This is a genomic window from Pseudarthrobacter sp. alpha12b, from assembly GCF_054130495.1.
Genome location: NZ_CP196746.1, coordinates 60,026 through 77,373, shown reverse-complemented (window position 1 = coordinate 77,373; position 17,348 = coordinate 60,026). Strand labels below are relative to the sequence as shown.

Genomic DNA, 17,348 nt, shown 5'->3' with positions numbered 1-17,348 from the left:
GATCCAAACTCCCAGTGACAATTGTTGCTTTCCGGAAGCCAGAAACTTCTTGCGCCTTGGGCCTGAACCGGTTGCCCCTTGCCTCTGCCTTCTGCAGCTAATTAGTGCCATCGCTGTGAGGTCCCGGTAGCACGCTTTCACGCGGGGACTAAAGTCCCTAGCAAACTCCTGCGCGTACTTTTATCATCCTCTCGTACTGTTTATTTTAGATAGCCTGAATTTCCTCATAACTACCGCGATGTTGACCATATTGGTTTGTCACCAAGCGCTGATGGCCACTCCCAAGAAAAAGCAACTTTCCCGAGGAATTTTGATGGATAGACGAGTCGAATATCTGGGCCCGAACGACTGCCCGCTTGCCGAGGACGTTGCCGCACTAATCACCAATTCAGGTGCAAGTTCGCAGGGGTCCGCTTACGGACGAGTCCTGCGTTTGGCCTTGGCTGCCAAGGGCGGGGTGAGTCTGGCAGTTTGGATCGGAGGAGCAGTCGCCGAAATCGACGTTCTTCGAAGGGTGCGCCTTATCCGAACGGGATCTGGGGTGCACAGGTTCTATGTCCTAGAAGAGCCTGGCGAGACGGTAGATCCGCATGTACGATCCCGGGCCCAGACTTATGCGGCATGGCTTGATAAGCAGCGCTATGATCGCGTCGAAGTAGACATACTCGCCGGCGCAAGTGCGGGCGGCCTAAACTCAGTCCTCTACGCCGTTTCCCAAAGAGTGGGCGGCAGCTTTGACCAAGTGCTTTCTGTTTGGCAGCAGCAGGGAGCAATATGGGCGCTCCTCCAGCCAAACGGGTTGCACGCGGTTCCATCGGTCTTTCGAGGTGATGGGTACTTCTGGTCCGGCGTGGAGTCTGCGATTAACACGATTAGGTTCGGCCCAAGAAACAGATTGCACGAGTCCGATAAGTTATCAGTTCATTTGTCCGCTACTATTTCAGACCCCGACTATTTGGCCCAGAATAGCGGTAGGGGGCACTTCCGTTTTGTCCTCCCGCCCTCAAAAATCGAAGATGGCGACGGTTGTCTCCGCAAGAACAATCTTGTGAAAAAGCTTGCATACGCCGCGCGCGCAACGTCTTCGTTTCCTGGGGCGTTTGAGCCTGCGCTGATATGGTCTCACGCCCTCGAGGAGGAGTATCAGGACAACGATCCGTTTGAAGACGGACCGGTTGACATGAGTGTGGAGTTCGCCGCGCGGCGCGGGAATCTTCCAGGGATTCCTTTCAGGGTGATTGATGGGGGAATCCTTGACAACGTTCCCATTGATCGGGCGCTTCATGCGGTTCGCACTTCACCCACGGATACTTACGACACCCGGCGTCTGCTTTACCTCGATCCAAGCCCAGATGCCCGAATCATCCCACCTGCCGCAGTTAGCGTAGACCCTCCAAGCTGGGCCAACAGGGAGGTCATACGCAAGGACAGACTGTCCCGCTTCACTCAGGTCCTCCTCGCTGCGCAGTCGATCAGACGGTTCCGGGAGTCGGCAGAGGATGAGATCGAGCAGGTGGCGAAAGACAGGCTTCGGGCACTCGCCCAGGAGGCACGTCTACGCGCCTGGAAGCAGGCCTCCATGATCACATCCGCCTCTTCGGCGAACCGCAAAGGACTGCAGGACGCATACATTGTTGCACGTGCAGTTACAGATTTAGCCCTCCTTCGAGAGGCAATGGAGGATCCAGAGCGCTGGTTGTTGGACACAGAGAGCCTGGACCGGCCGAGCCTTCAACCCACTTCGCAGAACGTCAAGAGAACTCTGGAGCGGGACTTAAAGTCGGGCTACCAGAGCATGCTTGCATCAGTAAGTTCAAGGGAGCGGCCATCGGTTCTCCAGGGCCCTCAGGCTCTGCTGGAAACAGTGTGGGCTGCTCTGGCATGGCTCAGGGCCCAAGAGGAACAGGCCTTTGGCAAAACTGAGATGACTCGGCTCGATCCCCCAGGTCGTCAGGAATCTATCAGGGAGAACCTTTACAAACTTCAGGCGCAGGCTCGCCATCTCCGGGACACCTGTGTGTTAGGAGTTCTGAAGGACACGGAAAGCAGCACCGCGAAAGAACGATGGTTGCGGGAGCAGGACGCGAGATTGGAAAGATGCACGCCGATATGGGCCGAGCTTGATGACGTAGTGGAGTGCCTCAGAGAGCTCTCGACGAAGAATTCGACTCCCGTCAACCCGTGGGCTGCGTTTCCTCAGAATTGGCGATCGTGGGACCTAACACCCTTCGTCGCGCTGGCCTTTAGATCAGAGGGGCATGAAGCGGTGGGGTTCACTGCGATTACCGCGTCAGAGCCGACGGCCTTGGACTCGGGAATCGACCTCGCAGAATTGCTTGCGGCTCGCCGAGCGCGGCAAGCCGAGAAATACTTGAGAATTGCCCTTGATGAGGATTTCGGTGAAGCGGTTCTAAATCAGGGCTTGCCGGAGCAACTGGACGCTGACTCAAAGCTCGCTGGCTCCTCGTTGTTCAACTTCGCAGCCTTCTTCTCAGAACGTTGGCGCACTAACGACTGGTGGTGGGGGAGAGTCGACGCGTCCGCTGGGATAGTGAGAATGCTTGCAGATTTAGACCCCCCGCCGCTCGCGACTGATGATCCAGACTCTTTCGCAGGCGCCCCTGATACGGACGCCCGGAAAGTTCAGTCCGAGGTCGTCGCTCAGGTGAAACAACTGCAGCCTCGGGGAACCTCTGGACCTGAGGGAGACCCAATCCTCCTTTCCGGCCCCGGGGATCTGTTTCGCCTTCAGCCAGCCTACGTGGCAGCTATTTTGCATCGCCTCAGCCGTCTACTTCTCCGCTCCTTTGACATAGGAGACAGTTGGCCAATGAAGATTTGTGAAGCGTTGGTCAAGGTCATAGCGCCCTTGTTTCTTGTTTTGCTTCCTTTCTCACTGGTGCACCTCCCAGCAATTTTCTCTGCCTCGGTGATCGCTGTTGCCATTTCCCTCTCGTCCACTTCCGGAAGCCCGTCCGTATACGCAAGCATCTTTATAATCATCCTCGCAGTGCTGTGTTTAATTCCGCTGTTGTCTACAAGGAAAGCCAGGCTCCGAAGAAAGAGACTGATCAACTGCGAGTCTAAAAACAGTAGTTCCGGGCCCATAGACAGTATTAAAGAGCGGTTATATTGTGATCTGGCCGCACGCATGGCGAGAGGGGAGAAATGGTCTCGTTGGTATTTTTGGGGAGCACTACTCACAGGGGTAGCCTCAGTGGCCGTGGGATTCCACGACGGATGGTCAGCCCGCACACTCATATTTCTCATAGTGACCTTTTCATTGTCCGTCACTAGTTGGTGGAATCTTGTCTGCCTCCCGTCCGAAGTGGCCAATCAAACGGCGGCTACTGCATGGACTGTTGCCTGCATTTTGTCAGGTCTACTCGCAGTCGGCCTCATCTTCCTTACAAATCAGCAAAGGCAAACAGCGCTATTGCCAATTTGGCTGACGGGCCCTTTCGCGACAGTTGTCATCACCGCAGTGCTCAGCTTGTGGCTCGTATCCGCATATAAGGAAAGACCACGAAAGGCTTGGATCCAATGGTTTCTCTTGTCACTCGGTAGTGGCCTGGTCACATGTGGGGTGGCGTTCTGGCTGAAGACAGCAGGAGTCGGTACAATTTGGACTTCGCTGATTCTCTATGCTGTGGCGGCTCACTACCTTTGGTGGGCAGGAAGCATTCCCGGCCTCGGGAATTACGGAGCTGTTGAGGTGAACGACATTCCAGACTCCCGCAAACCAGACCATGGATGACGGCCGCTGGTGCTGGGCGGCGTGAACTTGGCAGACAGAGAAGTCCCTCTGCCGGAACGTCGGGAACAACTCCCGTACCTGCCCCACTGTCGCCACCGAAACCTCTACCGGCGACATGACGCTCTCTCCGGGAACCCGTTTCCCCGGGAACCGCGAAGAGCCTAGCTGGTTCTCCCCCTGCTGCTCGGGCGGATGCTGCGGGTATTCGGGAAATCACTCCGCCCGGAGGTGGAAGGAGCAGCATCATGAGCGATGACAACTCAATGCCACAGGACGTGGAGCCGCCCTATAAGTCCGGGGGCCGCCTCCTCATGCTGCTCGGAATCCTGGCAGGAGCTACTGCCCTCTATGCCCTCTACTTCGGGACAACTCGTGGTATCGCGCCGGATGAAGGCTATAAGACACCCCTCGCCGGGCCTGCCGTCTTTATCCCCCTCGGGGCATATCTGGCGATAGCGGGTGCCTTGGCAGTCTGGCCGCGCACTTCCGGGTTGGGTGCGGGGCTGCTCATTGGCCTGGGCATCTTCATCCTGCTCGGCGGCGGAATCTGCGTTCTTGCCCTTTCCCAGATGAGGAGCCAAATATGACTGCGTCATCGTCTCGACGGACACTGCCCGGCCCCGGCTAGCCGCCGCGCGGAGACCGAATCCACCGGTACGTCAGTGCCTTCTGTCCCCGCTGCCACGAGACAAACCCTCCGCTCGCGCAGGTGCGGCGCCTGTCCGGCGTCCTGCTGGTCCGCGCCGACCGGGTCTGGCTCGAACGCGGTTGCCCGGATCACGGCCTTGTTCGCACGCTGCACGACAAGTCACCGGAGACCTGCGCTTCCTCAATCCAGGCTCAAAATCCGCGAAGGTTTCGCCAAGAATTGCGCTTTGCGCCTGCTGCCTCGCACACGATATTTTCAGCAGCCAATGCGAAGACCTTCTTCAAAGGACTAGAACAAAATTCAGGGCTACTGCCTCGGCAGGGCCTTCTTGGGGGGAACCATGAACAATGGATACCAACTCGCCGACGGATCGCCACGCTATGGCCACCGCACGGATTCAACTGGCGCAGTCCAGACGGCGACGTCCTTCGCTGCTCCCGCGGAGGTGGTTGAGGGCGCTGCCAAACTTAGCCTGGACGTGATGGCAGCCGCCATTGACCGCCGGCTCAGGAGCGCATGGGCGGATGAACCAGACCCGGCTGTGGAAGCACTCCGGCGCGACAATCCCGACGAACTGGCTGCAGCCCGCGCCCCTCGTCCGGCTTCACCTCGGCTCCCAGCGGCAGTGGCGCATTAAAGCCCAGGCTGTCCGGGATAAGCAGCTGGCCGGTATCTGGGCGCGGCGCAGGTCCGCGGGCCGCAGCCGGGAAGTCCTGGCACTGCGGTTGGGGCTGATGGCCGCGCTGATCGGTCCTCCTGCATACATCGTGGCAACCAGCCCGGACGACATCCTGAGGCTCCTGCTTGTCGGCATCTCCTGCTTTGCCTTCGCCGTTGTCGCCGGACACTTCCTGACCTGCCGCGCCCGGGCGCCAGTCATGCCAAACATCCGCGGTCCTTGGCTCACTGAGCTCCGGGAGGACGTGGTCAACGCAACCTTCGTCGCCATCCTCCAGAACAAGGGCACCCCGCCGGACCCCCTCACTGCGGCGGCTGGGAAAGCATCCAGGCTGCTTCCAAGGCCATCGACGCACTGAACACCTAATCCGCGCGCCGACCGGCCGTCGTCGTAAATTACGACGACGGCCCACTTGCCAAGGTGCCTGACTCCCTGGGTAGAACCGGCTTAGGATTCCTTTCATGAGGATTGCCGTTGCCGGGGGAACCGGTACAGTGGGCCGCCACGTGGTGGTCATTGCCAGGGAGCGAGGGCACGACGTGGTCAGCCTCAGCCGCGCCGAAGGAGTGGACCTGGTCAACGGGCGGGGGCTCGATCAGGCACTCCAGGATGTCGACACCGTCATCGACGTCTCCGGCATGCAGACGGTGTCCACCAAGAAGGCCGTGGATTTCTTCACCAATGCCACCCAGAACCTGCTGGCGGCGGAGAAAAAGGCCGGCGTCAAGCACCATGTTGCGCTGTCCATTGTGGGCATCGATAAAGCCGACTCAGGACTGTACGCCGGGAAGCTGGTGCAGGAGGACGAAGTGAAGCACGGGGGCATTCCCTGGACCCTCCTCCGGTCCACCCAGTTCCACGAGTTCGTGCCGATGTCCATCAAGGCCGCCTCACTGGGCCCCCTGGTCTTCGTGCCCACCATGGTCACCCAGCCGGTGGCGGCAAAGGAGGTGGCCGCGGCCCTGGTGGACGCGGCCGAGGCCGGCCCGAAGGGACGCATCCCGGACCTCGGCGGCCCGCGGACCGAACAGCTGAAAGGCCTGGTCACGGCCTATCTGGCCAAGACGCAGCAGAAGAAACGGATCGTTCCACTGCACCTTCCCGGCCCCATGGGCAAGGCAATGCGCAACGGCGGCCTGATCCCGGTGCCCGGATCCGCCGTCGGACGCCAGACGTTCCTGGAGTGGCTCGAAGCCCTCGACGCCGCGTAAAAGCCGATGCCAAATGGGGCAGTTGCCCCTTGCCCTTGCTGCGGCCCGGTCCTCGGCTCACGGCATGGAGAAAAGGATGTGCCCATGACTACCTACCAGCCGCAATCAATGGGACCGCACCCAATAAGCCCCAGGCCGCGCAAGACCACCGCGCCCGCCTGGCGGGGCACTTCCCTTGGAGACTATTGGTTGACAAGCCGCCACAGTGACGCGACCTCGGCCGAGCGCGCCTCGGCGCACGAGAAAGGAGGCCGACGACGACGCTGAGTGTCGACGTCGGCCTCCTGATTGCTGCCGCGGTGGGCTAGGCTGCCGCGGAGCTTGGGCTTTAGGCCGCCGCCGGGAGCGTGAGGTAGCTGCCCTCGATGGTGTTGGCGGGGACAACGGGAGTGTTGTCTGCCGTGACGTAGCTGCCACGGGTGGGGCGGGGCAGGTTTCGGCTGCCGGGAACGGTGACATAGCTGCCCCGGCCGACGGTCACGCTGCCGGCGGGAAGAGTCACGTAGCTGCCACCGCGCGGTGCGGGTGTGGCTTGATTGGTGGGGAAGGTTTTTGCGGGTCGTTCGGCCAGCACAGTCATGGGTTCTCCTCGGATTTTTTGGATGAGGGCCATTCGGGTTGTTGTGCCGCTCAAGCAGGAAGGGCGGTTGCGAGGATCTCGCATGCCCTGCTGGCCCGGGAATGTTCACCGGTGCGGCACTCAAGGGCGGCGGTGACCTGTAATCAAATTTACCGCTTATCACGACCTAGTCGAAATAACGTGGGCGGGCTCACCGACCCCTGGGATGGCCACCACAGCCGCCAATCCTGGAGCTATTCGGACGCCACCGTTGATACACATGGCGCACGGCCTGATGCCCCTCGACCCAGGGACAGCCCCGGATTGTTGCCCCGGCACTCCATGCTGCGCTGCGGAGGGCAATCGAAAGCAGGGGACGGTCAGCAATCACCGGCGCGGCGAGCTGAGTCAGTCCAGCGCCCAGGTCTCGGAGCCGCCCGCCCCGCTGACCTTCCTGCGGCGCCGCAGCACAACAACGAGGCCAGCAGCGCCGGCCAGGAACAATAGACCCGCTCCGGCGGCGACGGCCGGAAGCGCCACGTCAAAGGAACCCTTGGCGATGATGGCACCGTCTGACGTGACGCCGTCGGCTGCCGCCGCCGACTCTTCCGCGCCCGGGGTGACCGGAGCAGCAGACCCTGCCGATCCGCCGTCGAGCACTGTCAGTGACTTGCTGTGCCTGTTCACCACCACCACAGACCCGTCCGCCCGTTCGGCGAGGCGCCCGGGATCGTCACCCACCGCGATGGTTTTGACTGCCGCCCCGGCCCGAATCACCGAGACCGAGTCGGCCAGGCTGTTGGTCACGTACACGGTCCCGTCGGCAGCGGCCAGCACCTCCTGCGGCGCCTCGCCCACCGGGATCCGCCGCGCCACCGTGCTGCCGCCTGGCTCGATCACCGCAACGTCGTTAGTCATAATGTTGGCAACGTAAACGGTCCCGTCCGGGGCCACCGCGATCCCGTGCGGATGGCCCTGCAATCCCACGTCGACGGTGTGCGACGGCCATGCCGCACCCGCGGGAATGACGCTAACAGTGCCGGCGAGCTCGTTGGTGGCGTATGCCGTTCCGTCCTTGCCCACGGCAAGCCGCACGGGATATGGTCCGGCCTGAATGGTCCGTTGCACCCACGCGTTGCCCTGCTCCACCACGGATACCGAATTCTCGTCCGGGTTGACCACATAGAGCGATCCCTCCGGCCCCACCGTCAGCCAGTGCGTTCCGCGGGACACCTTCAGGACCAGGGAGACTTCGTCCGCGCCCGGCGCCACCATCCCAATCCCGGCCTGCGCGCCGTCGTATTCTGCAACGTAAAGCGTCCCGTCCGGCGTCACGGCCACGGAGTTGGGTGAGTGGCCGGTCCTGATGGTGCGCGACGGCGCGGTCTCCCCCGGTTTGTAGGCGCCCATCCCGCCGTCGTACAGATAATTGCTGACATACATGGTGCCGTCCGGCCCGGAAGCAACGCCCAGCGGCTCACCGGCGACGTTGATGGTCCGGGTATCACCGGCGGAGGCAGGGACAGCCACGACGGCGGTGGCCAACACCAGCGCGGCGCCTGCCAGCAGCGCCCGACGGGCAGTCACCAGCAAAACGGCGTGCAGGCGTGACGGTGTGGATGTCATGAATGTCCCCCCAGAATGGTGCCGACCCCGTCGGCAATGCTCCGATCCTACCTGCCGTTCCCCACAGGTGTTCGGGCCCAAACAGAGGCTGAACGCGGGGCGCGCCGGTGGAGCTGGTGCCGACAATGTGGGGCCTGTGCTTAACCTCAGACGCGGCAGCGGCCAAAGTAGGGCACTTCTCCCCTGTGCCCCGGCCGCCGGCGGGGTTAGCGTGATCCGCATCAGCGTTCACCGCCGTCGAGGAGCCATCATGGCCGGGTTTGTGCAGATCATCGAGTTCACGTCCTCCCGCATCAAGGAGATCGAAGCGCTGGGCCGCCCCTCGCGAGCCGAGGGAAGCACCGCGCCCACGTTCCGCCGCATTGCTGCCACGGCGGACAGGGACCACGCCGGGCACTACTTCACCATTGTGGACTTCGATTCGTTCGACTCGGCCATGGAGAATTCCGGCCGACCGGAAACGTCCGAGTTCGCTGCCCGGATGGCCGCACTGTGCGACGGACCCGTGATCTTCCACAACCTGGATGTCATGTGGGAGGACTCCGGACAAGGTGCAGACAACGCCTAGCAGCAGGACTTCCCTGACTCACAATCCGGGTCGGGACGTCGACGGCACGGTCCTGTTGTTGATCTCAGCGACTTGGCGTCAGCGTCGCTGGCCACCGTTGGCGGCCAGGCCCTCAACCTCGGCAAGCTTGCCGCTGCGGTGATTTTCACGATAGTTTCCCCCAAAACTCCGGCCGGCGTGCGGCAGTCCCCCCGACCCTACCGAATGTGCCGTCTCCGGGGCCTGTGGCTAAGCAAGCGGTGAGGACCTTTGGCTCTTTCCTGGGGATACCTCAGGGGCGATCCTTCTTTACCAGGACACATTTCTGGATTCCTGATTCGCAGGATGTTCCACTGCACTGAAGCCAGGAGGCGGATGAGATGGAGCAGCTAATTCCCTGGGCGACATTTTGCACCGCAGTCCTGGTACTTTGCCTCGTGAAGCCGCGGGCGGCCCGGATCTTTGTCGGGATCTTCTTCATCATCATGGCCATCGGCGTCAACGCCGTTTTGAGCATTGCCGCCCCGGACCAGTTCGTGAAGCTCGGCACGGATACTGCACTGCTCCCCTTCTACGCCTGGGCATTCGAGAATTTCGTGGCCCCCGCGCCGCAGATCGTGGGGATCCTGGCCGCGGCGGGTGAAACTGCCATCGGGCTGCTGATACTCAGTGGGGGCAGGCAGGCCAAGCTGGGCCTGCTCGGCGCCATCATCTTCCTGATCGTCACCACTCCACTGGGAATCTGGACGTTGCCCAATCTAATTTTCGCCGCGGGCCTGGTGCGGCTGCTGCGGGAGGACTACCCGAGGAACCTGCTGCAGCTGCACCGGCCACCCCGCGTGCCCTCCATCCGGCAGGCACGGTCGTAGCCAGCACCACTCGTGCAACGCCACCTTCCCCATGAATCGAGCCCACCGTGGCCACCACCCCCAAGACACCCCGCCCCAATCCCGGCTCCGGAAAGAGCGGCCCGCAGATACCCGCCCGTCCAGGCCGGGCGCGGAGGTGGCGCATTGGCCGGGTTGTGGCCCTCTCATTAGCCGCGGGGATCGTGACAGCCTTGCTCCTGGCGGCCGCTCCCTTCATCCCCGCGCGGGAGAGCGAGATAACCGGCGCTATCCTGTGTGGCTTTGCCGTGGGGTGGGCGTTGCTGGCCAGCCTGTCGGTACGGTTCACTGACCAGCCGCAGCGCTGGGCCTTTGTCCCTGCCGTTTTCATGGGCGCCGGCGGTCTTCTCCTGCTGCTGTTCGGCCCCACGGTGGACGGGACGCTCAGCTGGGTGTGGCCTCCCGCCCTCCTGGCCCTGGTGATCTGGATGTTCGTCCGTGTCCGCCGGCACCTGCACAGCAGGAGCAAAGCCTGGCTGATCTACCCGGTGTTGGTGGTGTTGGCCTCGGCTTCGATCGGCGGCGGCTACCAGACACTGGGGACAGCGGCGGATGCCAGGGCCTTCCCGGCGCCAGGCCAGCTGGTGGACGTCGGCGGGTACAGGCTGCACCTCAACTGCACCGGCTCGGGCAGCCCCACGGTGGTGCTCCAGCCGGGCGCCGGCGAGATGTCCTCCAACCACGGGTGGATCGCCGCCGCCGTCGCCAACAACACCCGGGTCTGCGTCTACGACCGTGCCGGGCGGGGGTGGAGCGAGCCCGCTGACAACGCCCAGGACGCCACCCAGATCGCCGCCGACCTCCACACCCTGCTGCACCGCGGAAACGTCCCCGGACCCTACGTGCTCGCCGGCCATTCCTTCGGCGGCCTCTACGTACTCACCTTCGCCGCCCGCTACCCCGACGAGGTGGCCGGCATGGTGCTGATGGACGCCACAGACCGGGCAGCAACAGACAACCCCGGCGTGACTGCCGGCCCAGGTAGCTACGACGCCCTCGGCCGGCTCGCGGCGTTGATCTCGACGTCGGCCCGGCTCGGCCTGGGCCGGGTGTACGCCCCACTCGAGGTCGGCACCCTGCCGGCCAGACCCCGGGACGAGGTCCGCGCCAACATCGCGAGCCCGGAGAACCTGCGCAGCACCCTCGACGAGTACATCCAGGCGAACACGTCGATGCAGGAGGCTGCCTCCCTGCGGGACTTCGGCAGCAAACCACTCGTGGTGCTGACAGCAGGCGTCGGAAACGGCAGCAAACACCAAGCCGCGCAGGACGCGTTGGCCAGGCTCTCCACCAACAGCGTTCACCGAACCATCGACTGGGCCAGCCATGAAGCGCTTGTTGCCGACCAGGCCGGCGCCGCTGTCACCACCCAGGCGATCCTCGACGTCGTAACCTCGCTCCGGGGCGGCGCCCCGCTGGCGGGGTGACCCCGCTGGGCCGGCCCGGTCACCCCAGCGTCAGAGGACCTTGGACAGGAACTCCTTGGTCCGCTGGTGCTGCGGATTGGTGAGGATCTGCCGGGGCGGCCCGGCCTCCACCACCACGCCCTCGTCCATGAAGACCAGCGTGTCCGCCACCTCGCGGGCGAAGCCCATCTCGTGGGTCACCACCAGCATGGTCATCCCGCTCTTCGCCAGTTCCTTCATGACCTCCAGCACCTCGCCCACCAGCTCCGGGTCAAGGGCGCTGGTGGGCTCGTCGAAGAGCATCAGTTTGGGGTCCATGGCCAGGGCTCGGGCGATGGCCACCCGCTGCTGCTGCCCGCCGGAGAGGTGCGCGGGGTAGGCGCCCCCTTTGTCCTCCAGCCCCACGCGTTCCAGCAGCTCGTTGGCCCGGGCGGTGGCCTTGGCCTTGGAGAGGCCCTTCACCCGCATGGGCGCCAGGGTGATGTTCTCCAGCGCGGTCAGGTGCGGGAAAAGGTTGAACCGCTGGAACACCATCCCGATTTCCCGGCGCTGGAAGGCCGCCTCGGAGAGCTTCAGTTCGTACAGCTTCCCGCCCTTTTGCCGGTACCCCACCAGCTCGCCGTCGATGGACAGCCGGCCGCCGTCCACCCGTTCCAGGTGGTTGATGCAGCGCAGGAACGTCGACTTGCCCGATCCGCTGGGCCCCACGATGCACAGCACCTGGCCGCGGCCCACCTCCAGGCTGATCCCCCGCAGGACCTTGTTTGCGCCGAAGTTCTTGGAGACCTTCTCGGCCAGCACCATGGGCACGCCCGTCATCCCTTGCCTCCAAACTCATTGCCCAGCGGGGCGCCCGGCTCCCCCGGAAGCGGCGTCCCGGGATGCGCCGCGGGTGCCGCGCCCGCTTGGGCCGGTCCCGACGTCGGCGATTGCCTGCCCGTGTCCGCCCGGCCGGTGCCGCGGGAGAACCGCTTTTCAATGAAGTGCTGGCCTACCATCAGGACCGAGGTGAAAAGCAGGTACCAGAGGGACGCCACGATCAGCAGCGGAACCGGGGTGAACGTCACCGCCGAAATGCCGCGGGACACGCCGTACAGGTCGATGCTCAACGGGATCGCCGCCACCAGGGAGGTGGTCTTCAGCATCGAGATCACCTCGTTGCCCGTGGGCGGAATGATGATCTTCATGGCCTGCGGCACCACCACGAACCGCATGGTCTGGCCCCAGGACAGGGCCAGGGCCGTGGCGGCTTCCTCCTGGCCCCGGTCCACGGAGAGCAGCCCGGCGCGCACGATCTCTGACATGTAGGCGGCCTCGTTCAGGCCCAGCCCGATCACGGCGGTGATGAAGAGGTTGGTGAAGATCGAATTGGGGATGGTGACCCACGGCTGCATGAACGGGATGCCCAGCGTAAACACCGGGTAGATCAGGGACACCAGGCCCCAGAAGACCAGCTGCACGTACACGGGGGTGCCGCGGAAGATCCAGATGTAGAGCCAGGCGATGTTCTTCAGCACCGGGTTGGGCGAGAGGCGCATGATGGCCAGCAGCAGCCCGATGACGATCGCGCCGATCATCGCGTATACGGTCAGCGACAACGTCACCCACGCCGCCTGGCTGATCCGGCGGTCAAAGATGTACTTGCCCACGTCCGCCCAGCCGTAGTCCGGGCGCTGAGCCGCGTCCAGTATGAACACCGCGAGGCCCAGCACCAGGAGCACGGCGATCAGGATTCGCCACGGGTGGCGCAGCGGAATGGCGACGATGGCCTCGGCCGCCGCGTCATCCGCCACGCGCGCACTGCCGGTCCGGGGGCCTTCGCCGGGTTCCGCCGCGGTCATTCCGTCGGTGTCCGGCCTGCTCATGTCCGGCTACCCCTTGGCTGCCACGTTGACGTCCGCCGTCTTGATCCCGCCGGCTTCCACTCCCCACTTGGAGAGGATCTTGGTGTAGCTGCCGTCGTCGATCAGTGACTGGAGGGCCTTCTGCAGGACCGGGGTGAAGTCGCTGCCCTTGGGCACGGGGATCCCGTACGGGGCCACCTCGAAAGCGTCGCCGGCGGTCTGCAGCTTGTCCTTGGTCTTGGAAATTGCGTACAGGGTCACGGGTGAGTCAGCGCTCATGGCGTCCACCTGCCCCACCACCAGGGCGTTGGTGGCCTGGTCCTGCGCATCGAACTTGAAGATCTGGATGGCCGGCTTCCCGGCATCGGTGCAGGCCTTCGACTTCTTGGGCACCTCATCGGTGTCCTCGTAGGTGGTGGCCTGGACTGCCACCTTCAGTCCGCAGGCGTTGTTGGGGTCCACGGTCTTGCCCTTGGGTGCCGCCCACTGGATGCCGGCGGAGTAGTAATTGACGAAGTCCACCTGCTTTTCGCGTTCTATGGTGTCACTGAATGAGGACATCCCCATGTCATCCTTGCCGCCGCGCACGGCCGGCAGGATGTTGTCGAAAGTGCCGATATCGAAGTTGACCTTCAGGCCCATCACCTTGCCCAGCGCGTTGGTGAGGTCCACGGACCAGCCCGCCGGCGCCCCGTTGTCATCCTTGAACTCGTTGGGCGGGTAGTTGTTGGCCATTCCGACGTTGAGCACGCCGGCGCTCTTGATCTTCGCCGGCACGGCCGCGGCAATGGCGTCATCCTTTTTGACGTCGACGGCGGCGGCGGAAGCGCTCGCCGCTGCCGAACCTGTGGCGGCCGGTTGGCTGTTGTCCACGCATCCGGAGAGGGCGAGCGCCGTGCCGAGGGTGAGGACGGGGAGGATGTATCGGGTACGCATGGGTTTCCTTAGCTGTTCACTTGTGCTCGGAATTCGTGCCTGCTGCTGTTGCTGCAAGGATGTCGCCGGAACGGCGCATGTCACGGAGGATCTCGCCGCCCCGGGCCTTTAGCTCGGGAATGCTGGAAACACCCACTAATGTCATGGTGCGCCTGAGTTCATCCGCCAGGATCTGGATAATGCGCTCCACACCGGGCGAGCCGGCCGCGACCAATCCATACAGATAGGCCCTGCCAATGGAACAGGCGTCGGCCCCCAGGGCCAGCGCCTTCAGGACGTCACTGCCGCGCCGGATTCCCGAGTCCACGTAGATCTCCAGCGAGTCGCCCACCTTTTGGCGTGATTCCTGCAGCACATCCATGGGGCTGAGCATGTGGTCCAACTGGCGGCCTCCGTGGTTGCTCAGCTGGACGGCGTCCAAGCCGATCCGGGCAGCCTTGGCGACGTCGGCCGGATTGACGCACCCCTTCAGCACGATCTTGCCGTCCCAGGCCTGGCGCAGCGCCTCCAGCTCCTTCCATCCGCTGGTGGCATCCGAGTGCTCCAGGAGCTGCTGCCACATGGACGGGGTGACCATGGAGGTGGCGGCGGCGCTGCGGGGATCCAGGTTGGGGAAACTGATCCCGTCCGCCGTCAGGAAGCCGATCCACCAGGACGGCTTGCGGGCCATATCGGCAATGGATGACAGGGTCAGCGCTGGCGGCGCGGTGAAGCCGTTGTGCAGGTCCCGTTCCCGGGCGCCCAGCGCACGGGTGTCGACGCCGACAATGAGGGTGCGGAATCCGGCGGCTTCGCAGCGGGACAGTTTGTCCTTCAACGCCCGGGCGTCCCGGGTCAGCCCGATGTTGAACCAGCGGTCCAGCCCCGGACTGTCCGCCGCAATGGTTTCCATGGGCACGGTGCTCAACCCGGCAAGTCCATAGGGAATGCCCGCCCGGTCTGCCGCGGCCGCCACCGCCGACTCCCCATCCGGGTGGAACAGCCGGGTTGCACCGGTAGGCGTCAGCGTCAGGGGCAGCGCGCTGGGTTTCCCGAGCAGCGTGGTGCTGGTGTCGGGGCCGGACACCGGTCCCCAGCTGGGCATGAGCGCCCACGAGTCGAAGACGGCGCGGTTGCGCCGGAGGGTCACCTCGTCCTCGGAGCCGCCGTCGAGATAATCGAAGATCCCTGCCGGCAGGACCCGCCGTGCCGCCTTCCGGTATTCCTCCACATTGAATGCGTTAGCCAGCACCCGGCGCCGCCTGGAGAATACGGGCGCTTTAACCTGGACGAGCTGCCTGGCTTCGCTGACTTTCAAGTGGGTCCTTCCAGCTACATGACTCAACCTCCGGCGTCGGACTCCGGCGGCTGCTTCACTACGATTACCGCGCACAATACGCGCCGGCGGCAGAGGCCTTTGGCCTATCCCTTACGGGCACCGGCCGCAGTACGTTGGGTGTACGCCGTAGAACAGGATGCTGCTGGGCGCCTGGGTGCACAGACCGAAGAAGCAAACCCATGACAACTGCAGCCGTTACCCGTTCCCGCCCAAGCCCCAAAACCCGGTGGCTGGTTCCTGCCGCCCTGATCCTGCTCAGCCTCGTTCCCGTCCTCGCCGGCAGCCTCCGCCTGGCCCAGCTCGCGGGAGGCCAGGTAAGGCCGGACAACGCCAGGTTCTTCGATTCGCCCGTTCCGGTGCTGATCCACATTCCAGCAGTCACGGTCTACCTGGTGTTGGGCGCGTTCCAGTTCGTTCCCTCTCTGCGGCAGGGCAAGCGCGGCCGGACGAGTTGGCACAAGGTTGCCGGCCGCATTCTCGCGCCCGCCGGGCTGCTCGCGGCCCTCTCGGGCTTGTGGATGGCCGTTTTCTACGACCTCCCACCCCTGGACGGTCCGCTCCTGCTGGCCCTGCGGCTGGTCTTTGGATCGGCCATGGTGGCGTTCATTGTCCTGGGATTCATCGCGGTGCGGCGACGGAACTACGTCCGGCACAGCGAGTGGATGTCCCGGGCGTACGCCATCGGCATCGCCCAGGGGACCATCGTTGTGGTGACCGTCCCCTGGATCCTGCTGGTGGGACCGGTCACGGAGCTGAGCCGGGCGCTGCTGATCGGGGCGTCCTGGGTGCTCAGCCTGGCGGTGGCCGAGTACTTCATCTACCGCCGCGCCCAGGGACCGGCTCCCAAGCCCCGCCCTTCCGTCCACCCCGCGTGAGCCCGGCTGCGTACGCCATCCTTGATCGCTTTCCCTCAAGATTCAGGCAATAAATCTCCCGGATGGACAATGGCCCTTCCGAATGGAGTTCCCGCTTCCTAAGGTGTTCCCAAGCTCAGCTAGGGGGACATCTTGCTAACCATGGACGCATCTGCACGAAATAGCGGTGATGACGGCAGCGCACTGTCTGCGGCCCGCCGGCCCGTTCCTGCTCCTCCAACTAGGCTCCCAGCCCCGCCCGCCAGGATCAGCGGCCGCGAGCGCGAAGTTCAGCAGCTGATCTACGATCTCGCCCTCCTCGCAGCCGGACAGCGTCCGCAACCCACCACGTAGGATCCGGAGCGAACGGACTGGCCGGCACCCCCGGCAGCCCTGCCGCCCAAAGCCAGCGGACCGCCGTCGTACTTTCACGACGTCGGCCCGCTGGCCAAGGTGCGTAACTCCCCTACTGTCCGGGAGCCCGGTAGGACGGTGTCTTCTTGGCGGCTTCGTCCAGGTCCTCCACCGTGAGGAGCGGCTTCAGGCGGACATTGACGTTCCCGGTCGAATTGATGAGCAGCGACAGCGCTGCAGCACTGGAATCGTCCGGCACCTCGAAAACGCCAATCACGTCGTAGTAACCGAACGCGTAGTAGAAGCTATCCAGCGTTCCGTCCACGGACTTCAGGGCCTCCGTCAGGGCATCGCGCCGCTTGGTGCCGCCTTCCTGCATGAGCCCCTTGATGCCCTGGCCCACGTACGTCGCTTCAAACAGATACTTCGGCATGGTCTTTCCTCCTGGCATAGTCAACGCGGCGGCGACTCTATCCGCGGATCACGGGCATCTGACGCCGTTAAGCCGGAACGTATTCCGATGCCCCCAGGCAGTCAAGATGCCGGGATACCTAATGCCAAACGGTGGGGGCAAGCGCCCCAAAGGAGGTAGGAACGGCAGCGCACCCAAGGCCGTTAGGCCCTAGCAGGGTCCGGCCGCCCGGCACAGGCTGGTACAGGTAGGCGCCGGGGCCAAGGCCCGCGTGCCCTGCGCCATGCCGCTTGCTGGAGCGCGGGCTCT

The 17,348-nt window shown here is 63.9% G+C and carries 16 protein-coding genes; 9 read left to right on the top strand and 7 right to left on the bottom strand.

The window, feature by feature from the left end; translation table 11 throughout:
* The first annotated feature begins 271 nt into the window (after positions 1 to 271).
* The 5 genes from ACTAQI_RS00365 (at position 272) to ACTAQI_RS00345 (ending at position 6,296) form a co-directional block, all read left to right on the top strand.
* Positions 272 to 3,757 carry a DUF3376 domain-containing protein gene (locus ACTAQI_RS00365; protein WP_457948756.1) on the top strand — a complete coding sequence of 1,162 codons (3,486 nt, stop codon included), beginning with the start codon at positions 272 to 274 and terminating at the stop codon, positions 3,755 to 3,757.
* 245 nt (positions 3,758 to 4,002) lie between these two features.
* Positions 4,003 to 4,344 (top strand): hypothetical protein, encoded by a 342-nt coding sequence (locus ACTAQI_RS00360; protein ID WP_457948755.1) that lies wholly within the window; start codon positions 4,003 to 4,005, stop codon positions 4,342 to 4,344.
* A 59-nt stretch (positions 4,345 to 4,403) separates the two neighbouring features.
* On the top strand, positions 4,404 to 4,859 hold the full coding sequence (locus ACTAQI_RS00355; RefSeq protein ID WP_457950952.1) for a hypothetical protein: 456 nt from the start codon (positions 4,404 to 4,406) through the stop codon (positions 4,857 to 4,859).
* A gap of 71 nt (positions 4,860 to 4,930) precedes the next feature.
* Positions 4,931 to 5,443, top strand: a complete 513-nt coding sequence (locus tag ACTAQI_RS00350) for a hypothetical protein (RefSeq protein WP_457948753.1) — start codon at positions 4,931 to 4,933, stop codon at positions 5,441 to 5,443.
* Between the two features lie 103 nt (positions 5,444 to 5,546).
* Positions 5,547 to 6,296, top strand: coding sequence for an SDR family oxidoreductase (locus ACTAQI_RS00345; protein WP_457948751.1), 750 nt, complete (start codon positions 5,547 to 5,549; stop codon positions 6,294 to 6,296).
* 328 nt (positions 6,297 to 6,624) lie between these two features.
* On the opposite strand, the gene ACTAQI_RS00340 is transcribed toward ACTAQI_RS00345, so the two are convergent.
* Together ACTAQI_RS00340 and ACTAQI_RS00335 are read right to left on the bottom strand one after the other, a co-directional pair.
* A complete protein-coding gene (locus tag ACTAQI_RS00340; RefSeq protein ID WP_457948750.1) occupies positions 6,625 to 6,876 on the bottom strand; it encodes a hypothetical protein in 252 nt (83 codons plus the stop codon).
* Between the two features lie 387 nt (positions 6,877 to 7,263).
* A complete protein-coding gene (locus ACTAQI_RS00335; protein ID WP_457948748.1) occupies positions 7,264 to 8,481 on the bottom strand; it encodes a virginiamycin B lyase family protein in 1,218 nt (405 codons plus the stop codon).
* Between the two features lie 250 nt (positions 8,482 to 8,731).
* Here ACTAQI_RS00335 and ACTAQI_RS00330 point away from each other — a divergent pair, with 250 nt between their 5' ends.
* From ACTAQI_RS00330 to ACTAQI_RS00320, 3 genes are all read left to right on the top strand, one after another.
* The gene (locus ACTAQI_RS00330; RefSeq protein WP_457948747.1) at positions 8,732 to 9,049 is read left to right on the top strand and encodes a hypothetical protein; all 318 of its coding nucleotides are present in this window, start codon (positions 8,732 to 8,734) and stop codon (positions 9,047 to 9,049) included.
* A gap of 359 nt (positions 9,050 to 9,408) precedes the next feature.
* Positions 9,409 to 9,897 carry a hypothetical protein gene (locus ACTAQI_RS00325; protein WP_457948746.1) on the top strand — a complete coding sequence of 163 codons (489 nt, stop codon included), beginning with the start codon at positions 9,409 to 9,411 and terminating at the stop codon, positions 9,895 to 9,897.
* Positions 9,898 to 10,079: 182 nt separating this feature from the next.
* Positions 10,080 to 11,342 (top strand): alpha/beta fold hydrolase, encoded by a 1,263-nt coding sequence (locus ACTAQI_RS00320; protein WP_457948745.1) that lies wholly within the window; start codon positions 10,080 to 10,082, stop codon positions 11,340 to 11,342.
* A 30-nt stretch (positions 11,343 to 11,372) separates the two neighbouring features.
* Here ACTAQI_RS00320 and ACTAQI_RS00315 read toward each other — a convergent pair whose 3' ends face one another.
* Genes ACTAQI_RS00315 through ACTAQI_RS00300 form a run of 4 tightly spaced genes read right to left on the bottom strand, consistent with a single transcriptional unit; the run spans position 11,373 to position 15,398 of the window.
* Positions 11,373 to 12,140, bottom strand: coding sequence for an amino acid ABC transporter ATP-binding protein (locus ACTAQI_RS00315; protein WP_457948744.1), 768 nt, complete (start codon positions 12,138 to 12,140; stop codon positions 11,373 to 11,375).
* A complete protein-coding gene (locus ACTAQI_RS00310; RefSeq protein WP_457948743.1) occupies positions 12,137 to 13,186 on the bottom strand; it encodes an amino acid ABC transporter permease in 1,050 nt (349 codons plus the stop codon). The genes ACTAQI_RS00315 and ACTAQI_RS00310 overlap by 4 nt, the downstream gene beginning before the upstream one ends.
* A 6-nt stretch (positions 13,187 to 13,192) precedes the next feature.
* Positions 13,193 to 14,101, bottom strand: a complete 909-nt coding sequence (locus ACTAQI_RS00305) for an ABC transporter substrate-binding protein (RefSeq protein WP_457948742.1) — start codon at positions 14,099 to 14,101, stop codon at positions 13,193 to 13,195.
* A 16-nt stretch (positions 14,102 to 14,117) separates the two neighbouring features.
* A complete protein-coding gene (locus ACTAQI_RS00300; protein ID WP_457948740.1) occupies positions 14,118 to 15,398 on the bottom strand; it encodes an alpha-hydroxy acid oxidase in 1,281 nt (426 codons plus the stop codon).
* 200 nt (positions 15,399 to 15,598) lie between these two features.
* On the opposite strand from ACTAQI_RS00300, the gene ACTAQI_RS00295 reads away from it, so the two are divergent.
* Positions 15,599 to 16,294, top strand: a complete 696-nt coding sequence (locus ACTAQI_RS00295; RefSeq protein WP_457948738.1) for a DUF2306 domain-containing protein — start codon at positions 15,599 to 15,601, stop codon at positions 16,292 to 16,294.
* Between the two features lie 445 nt (positions 16,295 to 16,739).
* Here the strand turns inward: ACTAQI_RS00295 and ACTAQI_RS00290 are convergent, their stop codons facing one another.
* A complete protein-coding gene (locus ACTAQI_RS00290) occupies positions 16,740 to 17,060 on the bottom strand; it encodes a GYD domain-containing protein (protein ID WP_457948736.1) in 321 nt (106 codons plus the stop codon).
* Positions 17,061 to 17,348: the final 288 nt, after the last annotated feature.

Excerpts from the sequence above, each read along its gene's own strand:
- ACTAQI_RS00325 (WP_457948746.1), top strand. The coding sequence starts at position 9,409 with ATGGAGCAGCTAATTCCCTGGGCGACATTTTGCACCGCAGTCCTGGTA.
- ACTAQI_RS00345 (WP_457948751.1), top strand. The coding sequence starts at position 5,547 with ATGAGGATTGCCGTTGCCGGGGGAACCGGTACAGTGGGCCGCCACGTG.
- ACTAQI_RS00340 (WP_457948750.1), bottom strand. The coding sequence starts at position 6,876 with ATGACTGTGCTGGCCGAACGACCCGCAAAAACCTTCCCCACCAATCAA.
- ACTAQI_RS00350 (WP_457948753.1), top strand. The coding sequence starts at position 4,931 with ATGAACCAGACCCGGCTGTGGAAGCACTCCGGCGCGACAATCCCGACG.
- ACTAQI_RS00295 (WP_457948738.1), top strand. The coding sequence starts at position 15,599 with ATGACAACTGCAGCCGTTACCCGTTCCCGCCCAAGCCCCAAAACCCGG.
- ACTAQI_RS00310 (WP_457948743.1), bottom strand. The coding sequence starts at position 13,186 with ATGAGCAGGCCGGACACCGACGGAATGACCGCGGCGGAACCCGGCGAA.
- ACTAQI_RS00360 (WP_457948755.1), top strand. The coding sequence starts at position 4,003 with ATGAGCGATGACAACTCAATGCCACAGGACGTGGAGCCGCCCTATAAG.
- ACTAQI_RS00365 (WP_457948756.1), top strand. The coding sequence starts at position 272 with ATGGCCACTCCCAAGAAAAAGCAACTTTCCCGAGGAATTTTGATGGAT.
- ACTAQI_RS00335 (WP_457948748.1), bottom strand. The coding sequence starts at position 8,481 with ATGACATCCACACCGTCACGCCTGCACGCCGTTTTGCTGGTGACTGCC.
- ACTAQI_RS00330 (WP_457948747.1), top strand. The coding sequence starts at position 8,732 with ATGGCCGGGTTTGTGCAGATCATCGAGTTCACGTCCTCCCGCATCAAG.
- ACTAQI_RS00305 (WP_457948742.1), bottom strand. The coding sequence starts at position 14,101 with ATGCGTACCCGATACATCCTCCCCGTCCTCACCCTCGGCACGGCGCTC.
- ACTAQI_RS00315 (WP_457948744.1), bottom strand. The coding sequence starts at position 12,140 with ATGACGGGCGTGCCCATGGTGCTGGCCGAGAAGGTCTCCAAGAACTTC.
- ACTAQI_RS00290 (WP_457948736.1), bottom strand. The coding sequence starts at position 17,060 with ATGCCGAAGTATCTGTTTGAAGCGACGTACGTGGGCCAGGGCATCAAG.